16 protein-coding genes are annotated in these 19,106 nt (G+C 74.9%); 3 read left to right on the top strand and 13 right to left on the bottom strand.

All coding sequences use genetic code 11. From position 1 onward, the window contains the following. Window positions 1-46: 46 nt before the first annotated feature. Entirely contained in the window at window positions 47-733 is a 687-nt protein-coding gene (locus GV126_RS25360) for a DUF4349 domain-containing protein (protein ID WP_438947863.1), read from the bottom strand. 601 nt (window positions 734-1,334) lie between these two features. Between GV126_RS25360 and hemG the strand changes: the two genes are divergently transcribed. Next, window positions 1,335-2,804, top strand: a complete 1,470-nt coding sequence (gene hemG, locus GV126_RS25365; RefSeq protein WP_159671028.1) for a protoporphyrinogen oxidase — start codon at window positions 1,335-1,337, stop codon at window positions 2,802-2,804. Window positions 2,805-2,808: 4 nt separating this feature from the next. Beyond that, window positions 2,809-3,540, top strand: a complete 732-nt coding sequence (gene hemQ / locus GV126_RS25370) for a hydrogen peroxide-dependent heme synthase (protein WP_159671032.1) — start codon at window positions 2,809-2,811, stop codon at window positions 3,538-3,540. 99 nt (window positions 3,541-3,639) lie between these two features. Here hemQ and GV126_RS25375 read toward each other — a convergent pair whose 3' ends face one another. The 12 genes from GV126_RS25375 to zapE all read right to left on the bottom strand — a co-directional run bounded on the left by GV126_RS25375 (window position 3,640) and on the right by zapE (window position 17,869). Next, window positions 3,640-4,425 (bottom strand): TIGR04222 domain-containing membrane protein, encoded by a 786-nt coding sequence (locus GV126_RS25375; RefSeq protein WP_159671035.1) that lies wholly within the window; start codon window positions 4,423-4,425, stop codon window positions 3,640-3,642. Window positions 4,426-4,468: 43 nt separating this feature from the next. Continuing rightward, a complete protein-coding gene (locus tag GV126_RS25380) occupies window positions 4,469-5,410 on the bottom strand; it encodes a DUF4142 domain-containing protein (protein ID WP_159671038.1) in 942 nt (313 codons plus the stop codon). 110 nt (window positions 5,411-5,520) lie between these two features. Then, complete coding sequence (locus GV126_RS25385; protein ID WP_159671041.1) at window positions 5,521-6,981, bottom strand: MbnB/TglH/ChrH family RiPP precursor modification enzyme; 1,461 nt, start codon at window positions 6,979-6,981, stop codon at window positions 5,521-5,523. 257 nt (window positions 6,982-7,238) lie between these two features. Then, window positions 7,239-8,969 carry an FG-GAP repeat domain-containing protein gene (locus GV126_RS25390; RefSeq protein WP_159671044.1) on the bottom strand — a complete coding sequence of 577 codons (1,731 nt, stop codon included), beginning with the start codon at window positions 8,967-8,969 and terminating at the stop codon, window positions 7,239-7,241. Between the two features lie 200 nt (window positions 8,970-9,169). Then, entirely contained in the window at window positions 9,170-9,937 is a 768-nt protein-coding gene (locus GV126_RS25395; protein ID WP_159671047.1) for a peptidyl-tRNA hydrolase, read from the bottom strand. Between the two features lie 83 nt (window positions 9,938-10,020). Continuing rightward, a complete protein-coding gene (locus tag GV126_RS25400) occupies window positions 10,021-10,218 on the bottom strand; it encodes a hypothetical protein (protein WP_159671050.1) in 198 nt (65 codons plus the stop codon). A 51-nt stretch (window positions 10,219-10,269) separates the two neighbouring features. Continuing rightward, entirely contained in the window at window positions 10,270-11,268 is a 999-nt protein-coding gene (locus GV126_RS25405; RefSeq protein ID WP_419796096.1) for a polysaccharide deacetylase family protein, read from the bottom strand. Window positions 11,269-11,531: 263 nt separating this feature from the next. After that, a complete protein-coding gene (locus GV126_RS25410) occupies window positions 11,532-13,079 on the bottom strand; it encodes an FAD-dependent oxidoreductase (protein ID WP_159671056.1) in 1,548 nt (515 codons plus the stop codon). Between the two features lie 47 nt (window positions 13,080-13,126). Continuing rightward, window positions 13,127-14,218 (bottom strand): slipin family protein, encoded by a 1,092-nt coding sequence (locus GV126_RS25415; RefSeq protein ID WP_159671059.1) that lies wholly within the window; start codon window positions 14,216-14,218, stop codon window positions 13,127-13,129. Window positions 14,219-14,389: 171 nt separating this feature from the next. Further along, window positions 14,390-15,862 carry a SulP family inorganic anion transporter gene (locus GV126_RS25420; RefSeq protein ID WP_159671062.1) on the bottom strand — a complete coding sequence of 491 codons (1,473 nt, stop codon included), beginning with the start codon at window positions 15,860-15,862 and terminating at the stop codon, window positions 14,390-14,392. Window positions 15,863-16,048: 186 nt separating this feature from the next. Then, the gene (locus tag GV126_RS25425; RefSeq protein ID WP_236570101.1) at window positions 16,049-16,465 is read right to left on the bottom strand and encodes a hypothetical protein; all 417 of its coding nucleotides are present in this window, start codon (window positions 16,463-16,465) and stop codon (window positions 16,049-16,051) included. Between the two features lie 291 nt (window positions 16,466-16,756). Beyond that, window positions 16,757-17,869 carry a cell division protein ZapE gene (gene zapE / locus GV126_RS25430; protein WP_159671064.1) on the bottom strand — a complete coding sequence of 371 codons (1,113 nt, stop codon included), beginning with the start codon at window positions 17,867-17,869 and terminating at the stop codon, window positions 16,757-16,759. 37 nt (window positions 17,870-17,906) lie between these two features. Here zapE and GV126_RS25435 point away from each other — a divergent pair, with 37 nt between their 5' ends. Further along, the gene (locus GV126_RS25435) at window positions 17,907-18,749 is read left to right on the top strand and encodes a pyrimidine reductase family protein (RefSeq protein WP_159671066.1); all 843 of its coding nucleotides are present in this window, start codon (window positions 17,907-17,909) and stop codon (window positions 18,747-18,749) included. Window positions 18,750-19,106 lie beyond the last annotated feature (357 nt).

Consider the following 19,106-nt stretch of genomic DNA (forward strand, 5'->3'; position numbering starts at 1 on the left):
CGTCCGGTTCACGACCGGCAGGGAGGGGACGGGACCGGCGCGGCGCTTAGGGACACGGTGCGGCCGGTGGGGTGAAGGGGGAGGAAGAGGGGTGTCGGCGGGTGCGGACGGGTGATGGTGGGGGCAGGCGGGGCCGCACGAGGCGCAGCCAGACCAGGAGGAGCACCGCCGCAGTGACGGCGAACGGCAGGAGGGCGCCGAGCGCGAGGACGAGCCAGCGGACCAAGGTGGCGAACACGTCCATGCCGCCGCCCAGCGCGTCCGTGAAGCCGGGCTCGTCGTGCGCGCCGGCCTTGTCGTCCGCCGGTTTCTCGGACAGCGACAGGGTGATGGTGGCCAGACGCGTCCGGTCCTTCAGCGACGCCTGCTGGGCGAGCAGCGACTCCAGGTCCGCCTCGCGGCGGCTCAGCTCGCCCTCCAGCCGGACCACCTCGCTCAGGTCGTCCGCCTTGTCCATCAGGGCGCGCACCCGGGCGACGCTGGCGCGCTGGGAGCGGATGCGGCTGTCGACGTCGACGACCTGGTCGGTGACGTCCTGCGCCCGCGCCGTGCGCTCGACCAGCGTGCCGGTGCCCTGCAGAGCGGTGAGGACCTGGTCGTACCGGCCGGCGGGCACGCGCCGTACGACGCGGGTCTGCTCGTGGCCCTCCCCGTCGCGGGTGGTGGTCTCGTCGCCGACGTAGCCGCCCGCGTCCTCGGCGGCGGCACGGGCCGCGTCGAGGGCCTTGGGCACGTCCGGGACCTCCACGGTCAGCGCGGCGGTCCGGATGACCTGGCTGGTCGCTTTCGGCGGTGCGGTGGCCTTCGCGCCAAAGGCCGCGCCGCCTGTGGGGGAGGCCGCGCCGCCGCCCGTGCCCGGCGCGTCCCGCCGGGCCTGCCCGCCCGCGCTGCCGCGGGCCGCGGCCCTGCTGTCGGAGGAACCTCCGCTGTCGCCTCCCGCGCTGCACCCGGCGACCGCCAGGGCGGCCGCGAGCAGCAGCCCGGCCAGAGCGGACGCGGGCCTCGCGGTCCTCGCGGGCCGGAGGGAACGCCCCTCGGAGCGCTTGTCCGGTTGCCCGGTGGATCGCCTGTCGGAAGGTCCGTCCGGTTGCCTGGTGGATCGCCTGTCGGAGCGCCGTACGCACATGTGCCGTTCCCCCCGAGAGCCGTCGTGACGGTGACATCTGTTCGACGTCCGGGGCGCGCAGGACGTTGGGCCGGAAGGGGTCCCGATGCGGTCACGGTCAGGACTCGCCCCGGACACCGCCTCGGGCGCCGTGGCCGCGGCGGCGAGCGGTGCTGCGCCGCCCACGGTCCCGGCGGCGGTGTCAGAGGGGTCTGAGAGAGTGGGGGACATGAGCGGAACGGGTACGGACACGGGCGCGGTCCCGGGGCAGGTCGTCGGCATCGGAGCAGGCATCGCGGGGCTGGCGGCCGCGCACCGGCTGCTGCGGCGCGGGGCGCGGGTGACGGCGCTGGAGGCGGGGGACCGGGTCGGCGGCAAGCTGCTGCCCGGTGAGATCGCGGGCGTGCGGGTGGATCTCGGCGCCGAGTCCCTGCTGGCCCGCCGGCCCGAGGCCGTCGCCCTGGCACGCGAGACCGGCCTCGCGGACCTGCTGCAGCCGCCCGCCACGGCCACCGCCTCGATCTGGACCCGCGGCGCGCTGCGCCCCATGCCCAAGGGCCATGTGATGGGCGTGCCCGGCACCGCCGCCACGCTGGCCGGGGTGCTCTCCGACGAGGGCCTGGCCCGCATCGAGCGCGACGCCGACCTGCCCCGCACCGAGGTCGGCGACGACGTGGCGGTGGGGGCGTACGTGGCCGAGCGGCTGGGCCGCGAGGTCGTCGACCGCCTGGTCGAGCCGCTGCTCGGCGGCGTCTACGCCGGTGACGCCTACCGCATCTCGATGCGCTCGGCCGTCCCCCAGCTCTTCGAGGCCGCCCGGCACCACGACTCGCTCACCGAGGCGGTCCGCGCGATCCAGGCCCGTACGGCCGCGTCGCAGCAGACCGGCCCGGTCTTCATGGGCATCGAGGGCGGCGTGGGCCGGCTGCCGCTCGCGGTCGCCGACGCGGTGCGGGCGCGCGGCGGCGAGATCCTGACCGGGACACCGGTGACGGAGCTGCGCCGGGAAGCGGGGGCGGGCTGGCGGATCGTGGCCGGTCAACGGGTGCTGCGCGCGGACGCGGTGGTCGTCGCCACCCCCGCGCCCGCCGCCGCCGACCTGCTGGCCGCCGAGTCGCCCGGGGCGGCGGCCGAGCTGCGGGCGGTCGAGTACGCCTCCATGGCGCTGATCACCCTCGCCTACCGCCGCGCCGACGCCGCCGCGCTCCCCGAGGGCAGCGGCTTCCTGGTGCCGCCCGTCGACGGGCGGACCATCAAGGCGTCCACCTTCGCCTCCCGCAAGTGGGGCTGGATCGCCGAGGAGGACCCTGACGTCGTCGTGGTGCGCACCTCGGTCGGGCGGTACGGCGAGACGGAGATCCTGGACCGGGAGGACGCCGAGCTGGTGGACCTGTCCCGGCAGGACCTGCGCGAGGCCACCGGCCTGGCCGCCGCGCCGCTGCACAGTCGCGTCACCCGCTGGACGAACGGCCTGCCGCAGTACCCCGTCGGCCACCACGCGCGCGTGGCCCGAATCCGCGAGCACGTCGCCGAGCTGCCCGGCCTGGCCGTGTGCGGCGCGGCCTACGACGGCGTGGGCGTCCCGGCCTGCATCGCGAGCGCCTACGCGGCCGTCGACCAGCTCGGCGGCGACCTGCGCGCTGTGCAGCGGCTCACCGCCCACCCGGTGCCGAGCCTGCACGGCGGAGCGGGAGAATAGACCCATGAGTGACGACGCCCCCACCACCGAGTCCGGCAGGATCCCGAACAAGGGCAAGCTGGCCAAGGACCTCAACGAGGTCATCCGCTACACGCTGTGGTCCGTCTTCAAGCTGAAGGACGTGCTGCCCGAGGACCGCGCCGGCTACGCCGACGAGGTCCAGGAGCTGTTCGACCAGCTCGCCGCCAAGGACGTGACGATCCGCGGCACGTACGACATCTCAGGCATGCGTGCCGACGCCGACCTCATGATCTGGTGGCACGCCGAGACCAGCGACCAGCTGCAGGAGGCGTACAACCTCTTCCGCCGCACCAGGCTGGGCCGCGCGCTGGAACCGGTGTGGTCGAACATGGCGCTGCACCGCCCCGCCGAGTTCAACCGCTCGCACATCCCGGCGTTCCTCGCCGACGAGACGCCGCGCGACTACGTCAGCGTCTACCCCTTCGTGCGCTCCTACGACTGGTACCTGCTGCCCGACGAGGACCGCCGCCGCATGCTCGCCGACCACGGCAAGATGGCCCGCGGCTACCCGGACGTGCGCGCCAACACCGTCGCCTCCTTCTCCCTGGGCGACTACGAGTGGATCCTCGCCTTCGAGGCGGACGAGCTGCACCGCATCGTCGACCTCATGCGTCACCTGCGGGGCTCGGAGGCCCGCCGCCACGTGCGCGAGGAGGTGCCGTTCTTCACCGGGCGGCGCAAGGACATCGCCGACCTGGTCGCCGGGCTCGCCTGAGACCGGTCCTGTCCGGCGCCGGGCGCGGTGCGCAGGCCGCCGCCCGCGCCCGTCTCGCCAGGCCGGCCCTCCGGGACGTTTCCGGAGCCGGGCGGCCGGTCACTCCCGCCAGGGCTGGTCGCGGTGGGTGAAGGCCGCCCGCAGCTCCGGTTCGCCGATCGCGCGGATGCCGCGCACGGCGACACGGGCCAGGGAGGTGCGTTCGTCACCGGGGTCGTCCATCCGCCGGGCCAGCGCGGCCAGCAGCCGCTGGCCCGCCGGGGACGCCCAGCGCGCGTACGGAGGCACTTCGAACCGGGCTATGGCCAGGCAGCTCAGGGCGAGTGCCAGCGGCAGCGCGAACCACAGGGCGATCACGGGGCGCGGCGTCCCCGTCGGTCCGGGCAGCAGCAGCGCGCTCACACCGAGCGCGGCGACGGCCAGCGCGGCGACGCGTACCCGGCGCATCCCGGCCGCGACTGTCGATCCCGTGCCCTCGGGCACGGCCAGGCCCGCGCCGACCAGGCGGTCGGCGAGGCCGCGCACCGCGTCGGCGGCGGCCGTGGCCGCCCGCACCGGGGCGATCCGGGACTGTCCCTGTGGGCCGATGGCCCCTATCACCGACCGCTCCATCTCGTCCCGGCCCCGGGGGTCGACGACCGTGGCCCAGCCGGTGTGCGCGAGCAGCAGCCGGCGCTGGCGCGCCATGGAGACCAGGGTCAGGTCCACGACCCGGGTCGGGCCTCCCGACAGGAACGCCGCCTCGTACAACGTCAGTTCGTGTCGCCGGCCGGCGGTCGCGTCGGGGGTGTCGGCGGCCGCCGCGCGGACGGCGGCGAGGCACAGCCCCGCGCACGCCAGACCGGCGACGGCCCAGGCCGGCAGCAGGAGGAGGACCCAGAACATGACGTGTTTCTATGCCCGCGTGCGGGGAAACTCCATGCCCTGTTCACATGCCGGACCGAGTGTCGCCGGTAGGTGACGTTCCGTTTTCCGCGGTCCCCGGGGGCGGCCCGGAGGCGGCGGGCGGCAGGGGGTAGGTCGGCGATCCCGACGGGTCGCTCGGCGATCCTGATCGGGCGGCCGGCGATGCCGACGTGCCGCTCGATGGTCCTGACGGGACGGTGGGTGCTTCCGGCGGGGCGGTCGGTGCTCCGGACGGGCCGAGGGGGACCACCTCGCCGGGGCCGACGCCCGGGACCGCCGTCGCGGACGGGTCGCCGGGCGAGGACCCGGGCGCCGTCGGGCCGCCGCTCGCGGCCAGGTCGCGGGCCAGGGCGGCGAAGTCGACGAGCCCGGTGGCCTCCAGGGCCTCGATGTGGCCCAGTACCGTGGGCTCCGCGTCGTCGGCCAGGCCGCGCACCAGCGCGTTCTGGGTGCTCGCGCGCACCTCGGCGATCAGCGGCAGCAGCCGCCCGCACGCCGTCCGCAGGGTGGTGGCGAACCTGCGGTCGTAGTCCGCGCCGTGCGCCGCGTCCAGGCCGGCGAGCCACTGCTTCTGCCGGGCGCCGGGCTCGTTGGGCAGCGGCAGCCCCAGCGTGCCGGCCACGGCACGCACCCGCTGGTCGAGGGCCGTGTGCCCCTGCACCAAGCGCTGCCCCGCGGTCCGTACCGCGTCGGTCGTGCCCTTGCGCTCGGCCTGCTGCCCGGCGGGCAGCTCCCACAGCCCGGCGAGCCGGAGCTGCGTGACGAAGCCGCGGTCCAGCTCCGACAGCGGCCCGTACGGCGCGGCCACGGTGTGGGCGGTCAGCAGGTTCACCTTCGGGGCGGGGCGGTGGGCGTACGACCAGAGCGGGACGAGCAGGGCGGCGACGGCGCCGGCCAGGACCGCGATGATGACGCCGGGCCCGCTCAGCAGGCCCCGGCCGGTGACGGGGGGGCGCGGGCGCATGGGTGCCTCCTGTCGCGGCACCGCACGTCAGTGCGCTTCGGGGATGCGAGGGGCTGGCATACTACAGCGCCCCCGGCGGCGGACGCCGAGGGGCAGGTCACACTCCCCGGTCAGCGTCCCAGCAGGACGCGCCGGGCCGCGCGTGCCGCCCGCACCGCCGGCCGGTGGTGCCTCGGCGCGGGCCCCGACCGCTCGCGCCACCACGCGCGCAGCTCCCGCCGGGCCGCGGCGTCCTGCGGCCGTCCGGCGAGCAGCAGGGACTCCACGAACTCCATGGCGTCGCGGCGGTAGCCGCCGCGCATCGGGTGCCGCTGCGCGTACGCGAGGAACGCCGCCCGATAGCCGGAGCCCAGGACGACCGGCAGTTCCGGCGCCACCTTGGCGACCACGTCCGCCCGCTTGGCGGCCGGCGCCCGCGCCTGCCCGCCCGGCCGCCCCCGGTCGACCCCTTGCGGGGCGGGCGTCCCCGCGACCAGGGCCGACAGCAGCGCGGTCTGGCCGAGCGCGAGCCGCTGCCGTGCGCCCCGGGTGTCCCGGGCGGCCTCTCCTTCCCGAGGACCCACGCGGCCCCCGCCGTCCCGAGGACCCACGCCGTCCGCGCCGGTGTCCTCGGCACCGCGCATGCCATCGCCCTCCGCGCCGCCCCCGCTGACCGAACGGCGGACGCCGCCCCCGCTGTCCGAACGATTCACGCCACCCGCGTTGACCGAACGGCGCACGCCGCCCCCGAGCTTCTCGTCGCCCGCACCGCCCCTGAGCACTGCCTCCCGGATCGCCTCCAGCTCGTGCTCCAGTTCGGCCGGGTCGGGGAAGTTCTCGTCCCGTTCCAGCAGCACGCCGGGCGGGCGGACGCGGGAGGCGAGGTCGGTGAGGATGTCGAGGACCGGTCGCGGCACCGGGTGGGCGTGGCTGTCGTGCCAGACCCCGTCCCGTTCGAAACCGCCCGCCACATGGACGTAGGCGATCGCTTCGAGGGGCAGTTCGGCCAGTGCCTTGGCCGGGTCCTCGCCCTGGTTGACGTGGTTGGTGTGGAGGTTGGCGACGTCGATCAGCAGCCGTACGCCGGTCCGGTCGGCCAGTTCGTACAGGAACTGGCCCTCCGTCAACTCCTCGTCCGGCCAGGACAGCAGCGCGGCGATGTTCTCGACGGCGAGCGGCACCGGCAGCGCCTCCTGGGCGATGCGGACGTTCTCGCACAGCACGTCGAGGCCGTCGCGGGTGCGGGGCACGGGCAGCAGGTGGCCCGCCTCCAGCCGGTCGGAGGCGGTCAGCGGTCCGCCCGCCCGTACGAACGCGATGTGCTCGGTCACCAGCGGCGCGCCGAGCGCCTCCGCCCGTTCGGCGAGCGCGCGCAGCCGCCCCTCGTCCGGCCGTTCGGCGCCGCCCAGCCCGAGCGAGACGCCGTGCGGTACGACGGTCACCCCGCGCTCGCGCAGCCGCCGCAGCGACTCGGGCAGATGGGCGGGGCACACGTTCTCGGCCACGACCTCCACCCAGTCCACACCGGGCATGCGCTCCACGGCGTCCGCGATCTCCGGCCGCCAGCCGATCCCCGTCCCCAGCCGCTGCATCGTCCCCTCGCCTCCCTCACCGCGGACGCCGAGCGCGGGCCCGCACGAGCCCGCAACAGGCCCGCGGGTATGAGGGACATCGCCCGGGCGACCGGCGCCGAACCCTGCCGCCGGTACCTTCAGAGCAACATTTGAGGTTCGGGGCGCCACGCTGTCCTGGACGGCCGGAAGGGAGCCTCCCCGGCGGCGTGTGCCGCCGGGGAGACCCCCTTCCTCAGGTGTGTGCCGCACCGTCGTGGACGGCACGGCCGGGCGGCTCAGTACAGGTTCTTGTACGTGTTCCAGCCGCCGCCCACCTTCACGCGGGCCTTGAACTTGCCGCTCCCGTACGAGGAGTAGCGGTACAGGGTGCCGCCGGAGTCGGTCGCGACCAGGTCGGCGCGGTTGTCGCCGTCCATGTCGCCGGGCGAGGCCAGCTTGCTGTACTGCTGCCAGCCGTTGCCGATCGTCACCCGGCCGGCGAACGGTGCCGAGCTGTTGCCGGTGCCGCGGTAGAGGTACAGCGTGCCGGACGGGGTGCGCGCGACGATGTCGGCGCGTCCGTCTCCGGTGAAGTCACCCGCGCCGACGAGGGCGTTGTAGGCGTTCCAGCCGCCACCGATCTTCAGCGGCGAGGCGAGCGAAGCACCGTCGCCCTTGCCGCGGAAGAGGTAGAGGTTGCCGGAGCCGTCGCGGGCGAGGAGGTCGCCCTTGCCGTCGTCGTTCAGGTCGCCGGGGCCGAGGAAGAGGTTGTCCTTGCCCCAGCCGCTCGACATGGACAGCCCGGTGGCGGAGTTGTACAGCCGGCCGTCGTACAGCTCGACCAGATCCGCGTAGGTGTCCTTGTCGAGCGAGGAGGCGAAGGCCAGGCGGGCGCCCGCGAAACCGCCGGTGTCGCTGATCTTCTGGCGGCCGGCGAACAGGCCGTTGTTGAGCGCTCCGTACCAGTACAGCGTGCCCGCCGAGTCCCGGCCGATCATGTCGGTCTTGCCGAACCTCGGGACGGCGCCGCTGCCCGCGAACAGGTCGGCGCCGTTCCAGCCGGTGCCGAGCTTCTGGCGGGGGACGAAGCCTCCCGTCCCGTTGGCCAGGTACAGGTACAGGTCACCGGAGGCGGTGCGGCCGAACAGGTCGCTCAGGCCGTCGCCGTCCCAGTCGTAGGCGGCGACGATCTGGTTGTAGGTGGTCCAGCCGCCGCCGATCTTGACCCGGGCCGCGAGCGGAGAGGTGGTGCTGCCCTTGCCCGCGTAGAAGTACAGGTCGCCGGCGGGCGTGCGGGCGACGACGTCACCGATGCCGTCGCCGTTCATGTCCGCCATGCCGACCAGCTGGTCGAACATCGACCAGCCGCCGCCGACCAGGACCCGCGCGCGGAACGGCGTGCTGACGCTGCCCGTGCCCTGGTAGAGGTACAGGTCGCCACCGTAGGTACGGGCGAGCAGGTCGGGCTTGCCGTCGCCGGTGACGTCGCCGGGGGTGACGACCTTGTTGTAGATCTGCCAGCCCTTGCCGCTCCAGGTGGCGGGGCCCGTGCCGTCCACTCCCCAGCTCTGGTACAGCGCCAGGGTGCCCGTCGCGGACAGGGTGAGGACCTCCGGGCCGCCGGAACCGTCGAGGTTGCCCGGGGTCAGGATGTCCTTCGAGGTCTCCTCGTAGTCGTCGCCGTAGATCTGGTACGGCGTGAAATCGTGGATCGTGCTGGCCTCGACGAGGACGGTGCCGTCCATGTCACGGGAGAGCATGTCGTCGATGCCGTCGCCGTCGACGTCGAACTGCGGTCCGGCGGCCCTGAGGGCGGTACGTGCCCGAAGCCCCGACTGCGGCTTCGGCCTCTCGAGCTTCGGCAGCGCGGAGGTGCGCGACGGAGCCTTCACCCGAGGTGACGGATCGTCGGAGGTTCCGGCGGCGAGCGCCGGAGTGCTGAGGAACATGCCCGCGGCCACCGCGAGGGCGGTGCAGCCGAGCAGGCGGGAACGACGCGCTCTTCTGGGCGCGCGTGAACTGGACAATGGCCCCCCATTGTTCACGATGTGTGAGGCGAACTGAAAAACGATTCAGTTGCCCTGAGGGGTCGGATTGTATGGCACGTGTGAGAGTTCTGTGGAAGGGGGTGTCCGTGAAGCGGCCGCGTCACCGGTCCCACGCGGCGGGCACCGGCGGACCCCCAGGGGGCCGACCGGCCCGGACGGACCGCAGCGGGTGCTCCGGCTCACCGCCTTGCCTGTTCCTCCCGTAGCGCCGGGTGGTCGGCCACCACCGTGCAGGAGCCGGGGGCGATCTCCGTGAAGCCCGCGTCGCGGACCACCGGCAGGGTGCCGTCGGTGAGGTCGCGCCAGCGCGCGGGGGCGGCCGTGCGCACGGCCAGGGGGAAGCCGGCCTCGCGCCAGGCGGTGCGCTGCTCGTCCGACAGTTCCCACCAGGCGAGCTGGGCGCCGTGCCCGGCCTGGGCCATCGCCTTGCCCGCGGACATCGCCAGCTCCGGGTTGAGCCACAGCACCGGGGCGTCCGGTTCGGGTTCGACGGGCGGTTCCGGGTCGTCCAGCTCGGTGCCGGAGACCTGGAGCTTGGCCAGGTCCTTGGGCCAGCCGTCCAGCGGCACGGGTGGGAACACCCGCACCTCGGCGCTCTTGCCGGTGACCGTGATGCCGGGCAGTGCCTCGGCGCGCCGCCACTCCGCCCCGCGCGCCCGCCGCACCACCTTGCGGATCCGGGCGTCCTGCCAGTCGCGCACCGCCTGCGCCCACGCCCCGGTGCCGGTGGAGCGCTCGTCGGCGAGCAGCACCAGCACCGCGCGGGCCGCGGTCTCCAGCGCGTCGGTGCGAGCCGGGGGAGCGGCCCGCTCGATCCGTACCACCAGCGGCAGCACGAACTGCGGCGCCCGGTCGCGTACGTCGGGCTCGGTGCGCGACGGGCTCGTGGGTGCGGGGGTGCCATCGGGGGCTGTCCCACCGGCGGGGACGGGGCTGTCGTACGTCACGTCCCCCAGTGTGCCAACCGCGTCGCGCGGCCGAGGACGGCCCCCGGCCCGGCCCCGCGTTCACCCCGCGCGCCGCGCCCGCATCACCCCGAGCACGCCGTGCGCTGCGCCTCCTGCCACTCGCAGACGGGGCAGAGCGTGATGCCCTTGTACGACTCCGGGTACTCCGTCGGCTCACGGCACAGCACGCACCGCGCGTAGGGCGGACCCTCGGCCCGGGGCGGCCTGGTGGCGTCGATCAGGCAGTAGTCGCCGGTGCCGGCCTCGTCGTCCTCGCTCATGGTTCCAGCGTAGGACGGCGGTCGGACGCCTCGTACGGCCAGGAGGTGCGGTCAGGAGCCGACCCTCGCGGCGGCGATCATCTCGGAGACCTTCAGGAAGCGGTAGCCCTGCGCGCGCAGCTCCGGCACCACCGCGCGCACCACCCGCTCCGTGGTCGGGGCGGCGCTGCGCGTGCAGTGCATGACCACGACCGAGCCGGGCCGCACCCCGTCGAGCACCTGCCGCACCACGGCGTCCGCGTCCGTCGCGAACGCGTCCCCGCTGATCACGTCCCACTGGACCGCGGTCAGCCCGAGCCCGCCGACCGCCCGCCGCGCCCGGTCGTCGTAGCAGCCGCCGGGGAAGCGGAAGTACGGCACCGGGTGCGCCACGCCCGCCGTGCGGAACGCCGTCGCCGCGCGCTCGACGTCCGCGCGCACGCGGTCCCCGGAGAGCGTGGGCAGGCCGTAGCAGTCCCCGGTGAACGCGTAGTGGCTGTAGGAGTGGTTGGCCAGTTCGAACAGCGGGTCCCGGCCGATGGAGCGCGCCTGGTCCGGGTACTGCTCGGCCCACCGCCCGGTCATGAACACGGTGGCGGGCACCTTCAGGGCGCGCAGCGTGGAGATCAGCGCCGGGTTGTCGAAGTGCTCGCCGGCGGCCGCGCGCCCGCCCTCGTCGGCGGTCATGTCGGCGTCGAAGGTGAGCGCGACGATCTTGCCCTTGTTCCGCGGGCCGTGGGCGAAGACGGGGGCGAGGCCGCCGGGGTCGGGGGCGAGGGTCGGTGGCGCGGAACCGGCGGTGGCGCCCGGGGTGGCGGGGACGCCGGGCGTTGCGGTCCTGCCGGGACCTGAGGTCACCCCGGGTGCCTCGGTGGCTCTCGCACCGGAGGTGGCCCCGGGCGCGGTGGTGGCTCCGGGCCGGTCAGTGCCGCCGGGGGTGGCGGTGGCCGACTGTGCGGGGGGCGCGTGCCCGGCGGTGTCGGGCCGCGCGCCGCCGCAGGCGGCTACGGCGGCGAGGGCGGTGGTGCTCAGGACACAGAGAGCAGCGGTTCGTCGTACAAGTCGGATCAGTCGGATCACCCGACGAACGTAGGATCGTCTCCGGTCCTGGGAACGGCGGCGTGGCCGTGCCCTCACCCGCCCGGAGGCCGCAGCCGGCCCGTGGGCCCACTCCTGCGGTGGCCCGGCCACGGGCGACGACCCCGGCGTCGACACCGTGGCCGGAGCAGAGGCCGACACCGTGGCGGGAGCGGGAGCGGGAGCAGGAGCAGGAGTCGGCGCGGGGCCGCGGCCCGCGCCTGATTACCGGATCGCCTGATCACCGGATCGCCGGATCACAGCTCCCGCCGCTCCAGCGGACGCGTCGCCGGGCCCTGCAGCACCTCGCCGTCGATGCCGAAGCGCGAGCCGTGGCACGGGCACTCCCATGCGCGCTCGGCGGAGTTGAACGCCACCAGACAGCCCAGGTGCGTGCAGCGGGCGGACAGCGGGTGCAGGGTCCCCGCCTCGTCGCGGTACACGGCGAGCCGGTCGGTGCCCGCCCGGACCACGGCGCCCTCGCCCGGCGGGACGGACTCCACGGGCGGCGCGGGCCGCAGCCGGTCGCCCACGAAGTGCCGGGCGACCTCCGCCTGGGTCTTCAGGAACGTCGGCGCCTGGCGTACGGCCGTCCGCAGCCGGCGCGGGTCGTACAGCTCCTGCCAGGGGCAGTCCCGCCCGGTGATCAGCGCGGTGAGCAACCGGCCCGCCATCATGCCGCCGCTCAGGCCCCAGCCGCCGAAACCGGTGGCCACGTACGTGTTGCGGGCGCCCGGGTGCAGCGGCCCCACCATCGGCACGGTGTCGGTGGGATCGATGTCCTGGGTGGCCCAGGACAGGGTGAGGTCCACGCCGGGGAAGTGCTCGCGCGCCCACGCCGACAGGTGGTCGAAACGCGCGGGGGTGTCGCCGGTGCCGGGCGTGAAGTGCTCACCGGTGACGATCAGCAGCCGCTGCCCGTCCTCGCCGTACGGCGCGGTCCGCACCGACCGGGTGTTCTCCTCCGGGGTGATGTACATGCCCTCCGGGTCCTGCCCGGTGTCGACCGGCCCGGCGACGACCAGTTCCCGGCGCGGCGACAGCCGCGCGAACAGCAGCGCCCGGTCGAAGACCGGGTAGTGCGTGGCGACCACGACGTGCCGGGCCCGCACCGTCGCGCCCGTCTGCGTCGTCACCCGGCACGGCTCGCCCTCCGTCAGCCCGCGCACCAAGGTGCCCTCGTACAGGCGCCCGCCGCGCTCCAGCAGGTCGGCGGTGAGGGCCAGCAGGTACTTGCGCGGATGGAACTGCGCCTGGTCGGCCACCCGGACCGCGCCCGCCACCGGGAACGGCAGCCCGGTCTCGGTCACGAACTTCGCCGGCAGCCCCGCCTCCCGCGCGGCGTCCGCCTCGGCCCGCACCTCCTCGACCCGGCTCGCGTCCCGCACGAAGGTGTACGCGCTGCGCGGCTCCCAGTCGCAGTCGATCTCCAGCTCGTCCACCAGTTCGGCGGCGCGCTCGATCGCCTCCGACTGCGAGCGGGCGTACAGCCGCGCCGCCTGCGCGTCGCGGGTGCGCCGCAGCTTGTCGTAGATCGGGGTGTGCAGCGCGGTCAGCTTGGCGGTGGTGTGCCGGGTGACGCCCTGCGCCCCCCGCCGCGCCTCCAGCACCGCCACGCCCAGACCCGCCCGGGTCAGCTCGTACGCCGTGCTCAGCCCGGCCACGCCCGCGCCGATCACGGCCACGTCCACGTCCAGGTCCTCGGTGAGCGCGGGGCGGGGCGGCGGCCCCGGGGCCGTCTCGACCCAGTACGAACCGCTGACGCGCCGCCGCGCGTGCCGCTGCTCCTGCTGCTGTTCGCTCATGCCCGCCGGGTACCCCGGCGACGCCGGCCCGATCGCGGCCGGCAGGGTTACGCTCGGGGCCAGTCCTCCTCCGACACGTGCGAGACGGCGTCGGCGGCGGCGCGGACCGGGGTGACGGAAACGGGATCGACGGGCGGACCGGGCGGACCGGCCGGACCTGCCGGGTCGGGATCGACGCCGTCTGCCTCGACGGGGATGTCGCTCCCGTCCGGCACCGGACCCGGACTGCCCTCCGCAACCGGACCGGGACTGCCGTTCGGGGCCGGGGCGGTGTCCGGCACGGCACCGTCCGGCGCGGGCGGCACGGCGGCGGGGGCCGGTGGCGGCGCGGACTCGTCGAGCGGCCGGGGCGGCTGCGGCCAGCCCGGCTCGGGCGCCGGCTGGTGGGCCCTCTCCAGGAAACGCAGCAGCTCCACCGGGAACGGCAGCACCAGCGTGGAATTCTTCTCGGTGGCCACGGCCGTCACCGTCTGCAGCAGCCGCAGTTGCAGCGCGGCCGGGGTGTCGGCCATCTGCTGGGCCGCCTCGGCCAGCTTCCTGGACGCCTGCAGCTCGGCGTCGGCGTTGATGATGCGGGCCCGCCGCTCCCGGTCGGCCTCCGCCTGCCGTGCCATGGACCGCTTCATCGTGTCCGGCAGCGACACGTCCTTGATCTCCACCCGGTCGATCTGCACACCCCACCCGACGGCCGGGCTGTCGATCATCAGCTCCAGCCCCTGGTTGAGCTTCTCCCGGTTGGACAGCAGGTCGTCCAGGTCGCTCTTGCCGATGATCGAGCGCAGGGACGTCTGGGCCATCTGGGACACGGCGAACCGGTAGTCCTCCACCTGGATGATCGCGTTCGCCGCGTCGACGACCTTGAAGTAGACGACCGCGTCCACGCGCACCGTCACGTTGTCCCGGGTGATGCCCTCCTGGGCCGGGATCGGCAGCGTGACGATCTGCATGTTCACCTTGTAGAGCCGGTCCACGAACGGGACGATCATCGTGAAGCCGGGCGGCCGCACCCCGCCGACGAACCGCCCGAGGCGCAGCACCACCCCGCGCTCGTACTGCTTGACGACCCGCGCCGCCGCCGCGAGATACACGCATCCCGCACAGCCCGCGGCGATCACGGTGGTCAGCACGTCCTGAAGCATGATGACGACTCCTCGGCCAGTCGTCGGTGCGCCCGTTTCGCGCCTGCTTCCCACCATAGGCCCGGCCCGAGAAGGCGGTCGAGCCCTCGGACCGGGCCTGGCACGGGCCGGCTCACGGCCGACCGGTGGTGCCGCGCCGGACCGGTCGGCGCGGACGGACCGGCTTGCGGCCTACGGCGCCGGTTCCATGACCTTCACCGGTGCGGTACCGGCCGTGCTGTGCCGCTCGGCCCAGCCGAGCAGCGCCGTACGGCAGGCGTGGTCGAGGTGGTGCAGCCCGGACAGGTGCAGCTCGACGGGCCGGTCCCGGGGCAGCGCCTCCAGGCTGTCCAGGATGCGCGGCAGCCGCAGGAACGTGGCGTTGCCCGTCAGATGGGCCTGGAGGGGGCCCGCCCCCTTGTCGACGACTTCCAGCTTGACGTGCGAGGCCTGCCAGGCGGTCTTGACGACCGACAGGGCCAGACCGATCAGGACGCCCTCGAACATGTTCACCGCGACGATGGACACCGCCGTGACCACCAGGATCAGCGCCTCGCCGCGGTGGGTGCGCCACAGCGTGGCCACCTGGCGGAACGGGATCAGCTTCCACCCGGCGTGCACGAGGACACCGGCGAGCGCGGGCAGCGGGATGAGCGCCAGCGCGGCCGGCAGCAGCGCCGCGAACAGCAGCAGCCACACGCCGTGCAGCACCCGCGAGGCCTTGGTGCGGGCGCCGGCCCGGACGTTGGCGGAACTGCGGACGATCACGGCGGTCATCGGCAGCGCGCCGAGCAGCCCGCACACGGTGTTGCCCGCGCCCTGGGCCATCAGCTCCTGGTCGTAGCGGGTCCGCGGACCGTCGTGCAGCCGGTCCACGGCCGCCCCGCTGAACAGGCTCTCGGCGGAGGCGATGAGCGTGAAGGCGAGGATCGTGCCGTACAGCGCGGGGTTCGCCAGCTCGCCGAACGCCTCGGCGCCGGGCGGCCGGACCGCGTCGAACAGCCCCTGCACCCGGACCGTGGCCACCGGCAGGTCCAGGACGAGTGCGGCGAGGGGGGCCAGCAGCACCGCCGCCAGCGCGCCCGGTACCGCCCGCGCCCGCCGCGGCAGCCTCGGCCACAGCACCAGCACGGCGACCGTGCCCGCGCCGACCGCGAGCGAGATGAGCGCCTCGGTGCTGCCGAGGACGTCGACGAGCGCGCCCGGCAGCCCCGCGATCTTGCCGAGGCCGGACGCCGGGGCCGCCAGGCCCGCCGCCGCGTACAGCTGGCCGGCGATGATCACGAGCCCGATGCCGGCCAGCATGCCCTCCACCACCGACACCGAGATGGCCCGGAACCAGCGGCCCAGCCGCAAGGCGCCCATGACCAACTGCAGCAGCCCGGTGACCAGCACCAGCACGCCGAGCGCGGGCAGCCCGAAGGTGTGCACGGCCTCCAGGACGAGCACCGTCAGGCCGGCCGCCGGGCCGGACACCTGCAGACTGCTGCCGGGCAGCAGCCCGGTGACGATGCCGCCCACGATGCCGGTGACCAGCCCGAGCTCGGCGGGCACTCCGGAGGCGACGGCCACGCCGACGCACAGCGGCAGCGCGACCAGGAAGACGACGAGGGAGGCGGCGAGGTCGCGCCTGAGGTGCGGGAACCGGGATATCGCGGTCGTCATGGCGGCGCTCGCAGGGCGGTGAGGGTGTCGGACTGCGGACGGTGGGCCAGGACGGTGCCGGTGGGCACCTCGTAGTACCAGGCGTGTGGCTGCATGTGGGTGGACTCCTCCTGGCGCGCGCTCGCGGCGCGCGCCGGTCAGGCACGACTACAGGTGGGGGGATCTGCCGGGGAGGGGGAGGACCGCTCAGCAGCGGAAGACCTGGAGCGCGGCCGGGGTGCGGTCGGCCGGGGCTCTGGAGGTGCCGGCGCATCCGGCGCCCGGCCACCGGGCCGCCGTGCCCGGCGCCGGGCGGGCGAGCGCGTCGGGGCACACCGGGATGCCGGGGCCGCGGTCGGCGGCGCGGTGCCGGTCGCGGGCACGGGTCCGTATCGGCCCGGCCGTGGCACCGGCGGGCCCGCCCTCGCGCAGGGAGAGTCGTTCTTCGCCCGGCGCCGCGCCGGTGCGTGCGGTGGCCGGGCCGGCCTTCGCCTCGGCCTGACCGCTCGTGTGCGCGGCTGCGAAGGAAGCGGCGGGTGCGCAGCGGGGCAGGGTGAAGGGGAGGGCGAGCAGGGCGGCGAGAAGGAGTGTGAGCAGGGCCCCGGCGGCTGTGCTTCGGCGCATGCGCCCCCCTCCCGTCTCCCTCGTACCTCTCCTGCACCCCAACAGTTGGTCAAGGAATGGTCAAAGACGACGGTAGCGCCACCCAGCGGTTTGCTGGGTTAACTGTGTGTGAACAGGATCGAGCGCGCCCGAAAAGCATCCAGGAATGGCGCGAACCGACTCTTGCCGGACGTCGGCTCGCTCGGGTGTTCGAGGCTGACCCGGGGTCGACCACGGCGATCGGGGCCGACCGGGGTCAACTGGGACCGACCGGGGCCGACCGGAGCCGGCCGGCGGCCGACCGGAGCCGCGTCAGCGGCTCTCGACAAGCCCCTCGGCGTCCCGGGCGAGCGCGGTGAGCCGCGATATCGCGCGGAAGTACTTCTTGCGGTACCCGCCGTTCAGCATCTCCTCGCTGAACAGTCGGTCGAAGGGCAGCCCGGAGGCCAGGACCGGCACCTCGCGGTCGTAGAGCCGGTCCGCGAGCACGACCAGGCGCAGCGCCGTCGACTGGTCCGGCACCGGCCGCACCCCGGTCAGGCAGACGGCCGCGAGGCCGTCGGTGAGGGCGCCGTAACGGCTGGGGTGCACCTTGGCGAGGTGGTCCAGCAGGTCGGGGAAGGCGTCCAGCGAGGCGTTCGCGGTGGCGTGCGCGGCCTTGGTCACCTGCTCGTCGGAGAACGGCGCCGGCGCCTCGGGCAGGCCCCGGTGGCGGTAGTCCTCGCCGTCGATGCGCAACGTGCGGAAGTGCGCGGACAGCCCCTGGATCTCGCGCAGGAAGTCGGCGGCGGCGAAGCGGCCCTCGCCCAGCTTGCCGGGCAGCGTGTTGGAGGTGGCGGCCAGTGCCACGCCCGCCTCGACCAGCCGGCCCAGCAGGGTGGAGACGAGCACCGTGTCGCCCGGGTCGTCCAGTTCGAACTCGTCGATGCACAGCAGGCGGTGGCCGGAGAGGGTCTCCACCGTCTTCTGGAAGCCCAGGGCGCCGACGAGGTTGGTCAGCTCCACGAACGTGCCGAAGGCCTTGCGCGCGGGCTCGGCCGGGGTGGCGTGCCACAGGGAGGCCAGCAGGTGGGTCTTGCCGACGCCGTAGCCGCCGTCGAGGTAGATCCCGCGGGGCCCGGCGGGGGCCTTGGCGGCCTTGGCCCGGCCCTTGCCGAAGCCGAAGAGGCCGCGCCGCCCGGCGGAGGCGGTGTCCGCGCCGCCGAGCCCGGCGGCGAAGTCCTCCAGGACCCGCACGGCCTCGGCCTGGCTGGGCTGGTTCGGGTCGGGGATGTACGTCGCGAACCGCACCCCGTCGAAGCGCGGCGGCGGCACCATCTCGGCGACGAGCCGGTCCGCGGGGACGTGCGGTTCACGGGCGCACAGGGACAGGGGAGCGGCGCCGGTCAGGGGGCTGAGCCCGGAGGCGGCTGTGGAGGACGACACGGTTCCCCATGGTAAGCGGCGTGGAACACTGCACGGCATGCGACGCCTGTTCCCTGTGACCGACGAGACAGCAGCCCACGCCACGGCGGGCACCCGCCCGGCCCCGGGTGCGCAGGTGCCCGGGGCGGAGGTGCCCGGGGCGCACGAGGACCGGGAGTGGACCCTCGCCGAGCTGGCCGCCGCCTACGCCTACCCCGAGCCCGGGACCGAGGGCGCCGGGCCGTGGCTGCGCGCCAACATGGTCTCCACACTGGACGGGGCCGCCCAGCACGACGGCCGCTCGCAGCCCATCTCCAGCGCCGCGGACATGCGGATCTTCGGCACGCTGCGGGCGCTGGCGGACGTGGTCGTCGTCGGGGCGGAGACGGTACGCCGGGAGGGCTACCGGCCGGCCCGCGCGCGGGAGGACTTCACGGCGCTGCGCGAGTCGGCCGGGCAGGGACCCGCCCCGGCGATCGCGGTCGTCACCGCGAGCCTGGACCTGGACTTCTCCCTCCCGCTGTTCACCTCGCCCCTGGTGCCCACGCTGGTCCTCACGGGCGCGGCGGCGCCCCCGGAGCGCGTCGCGGCGGCGGAGCGGGCGGGCGCCCGCGTGCTGACGGCCGGCGACGGCGCCGGGGTCGATCCGGCGCGTGCGGTGCGGGCCCTGGCCGACGCCGGCCACACCCGTCTGCTCACCGAGGGAGGCCCGCGCCTGCTGGGCCAGATGGTGGCCGCCGACGTCCTGGACGAGCTGTGCCTGACCGTCTCCCCGATGCTCACCGCGGGCGACGCCCAGCGCATCGCCGGCGGCCCCACGGTCGCGGTTCCGCACCGCTTCACCCTGTCCTGCCTGCTGGAGGAGGACGGCTTCCTGTTCAGCCGCTACCGGCGGGCCTGAGCCGCTCCACCCGCTCCGGGCGGGTCCGAGAGCCAAAAGCCCCCGCTGCGGCGGGTGTGGAAGCCCCTTGCGGGCGGGTCCGAAAGCCCTGCTCCGGGCGGGTCCGAAAGCCCCGCTCCGGGCGGGTCGAAACCCCCCTTGTGACGTCGGCTGCGGACGCGTGTCCCCCGTGAACCCGGGCGGGCCCCGAACACCGGAGCGGATGCGGAATCATGGATTCCGCCTACTTGGTGGGGCGTGCACGAATTCCGGCCATCGGCGGGCGATCACGGGGCAGGATGGTTTCTGCGGGGGCTCGTTCGGCCCACGGAGGTAGCGAGAGGGCGCGGCCCTCACTGCAGAAAGGGCGCCTGGTGT

The organism is Streptomyces mexicanus (genome assembly GCF_902506575.1).
Taxonomy (GTDB): Bacteria; Actinomycetota; Actinomycetes; order Streptomycetales; family Streptomycetaceae; genus Streptomyces; species Streptomyces mexicanus.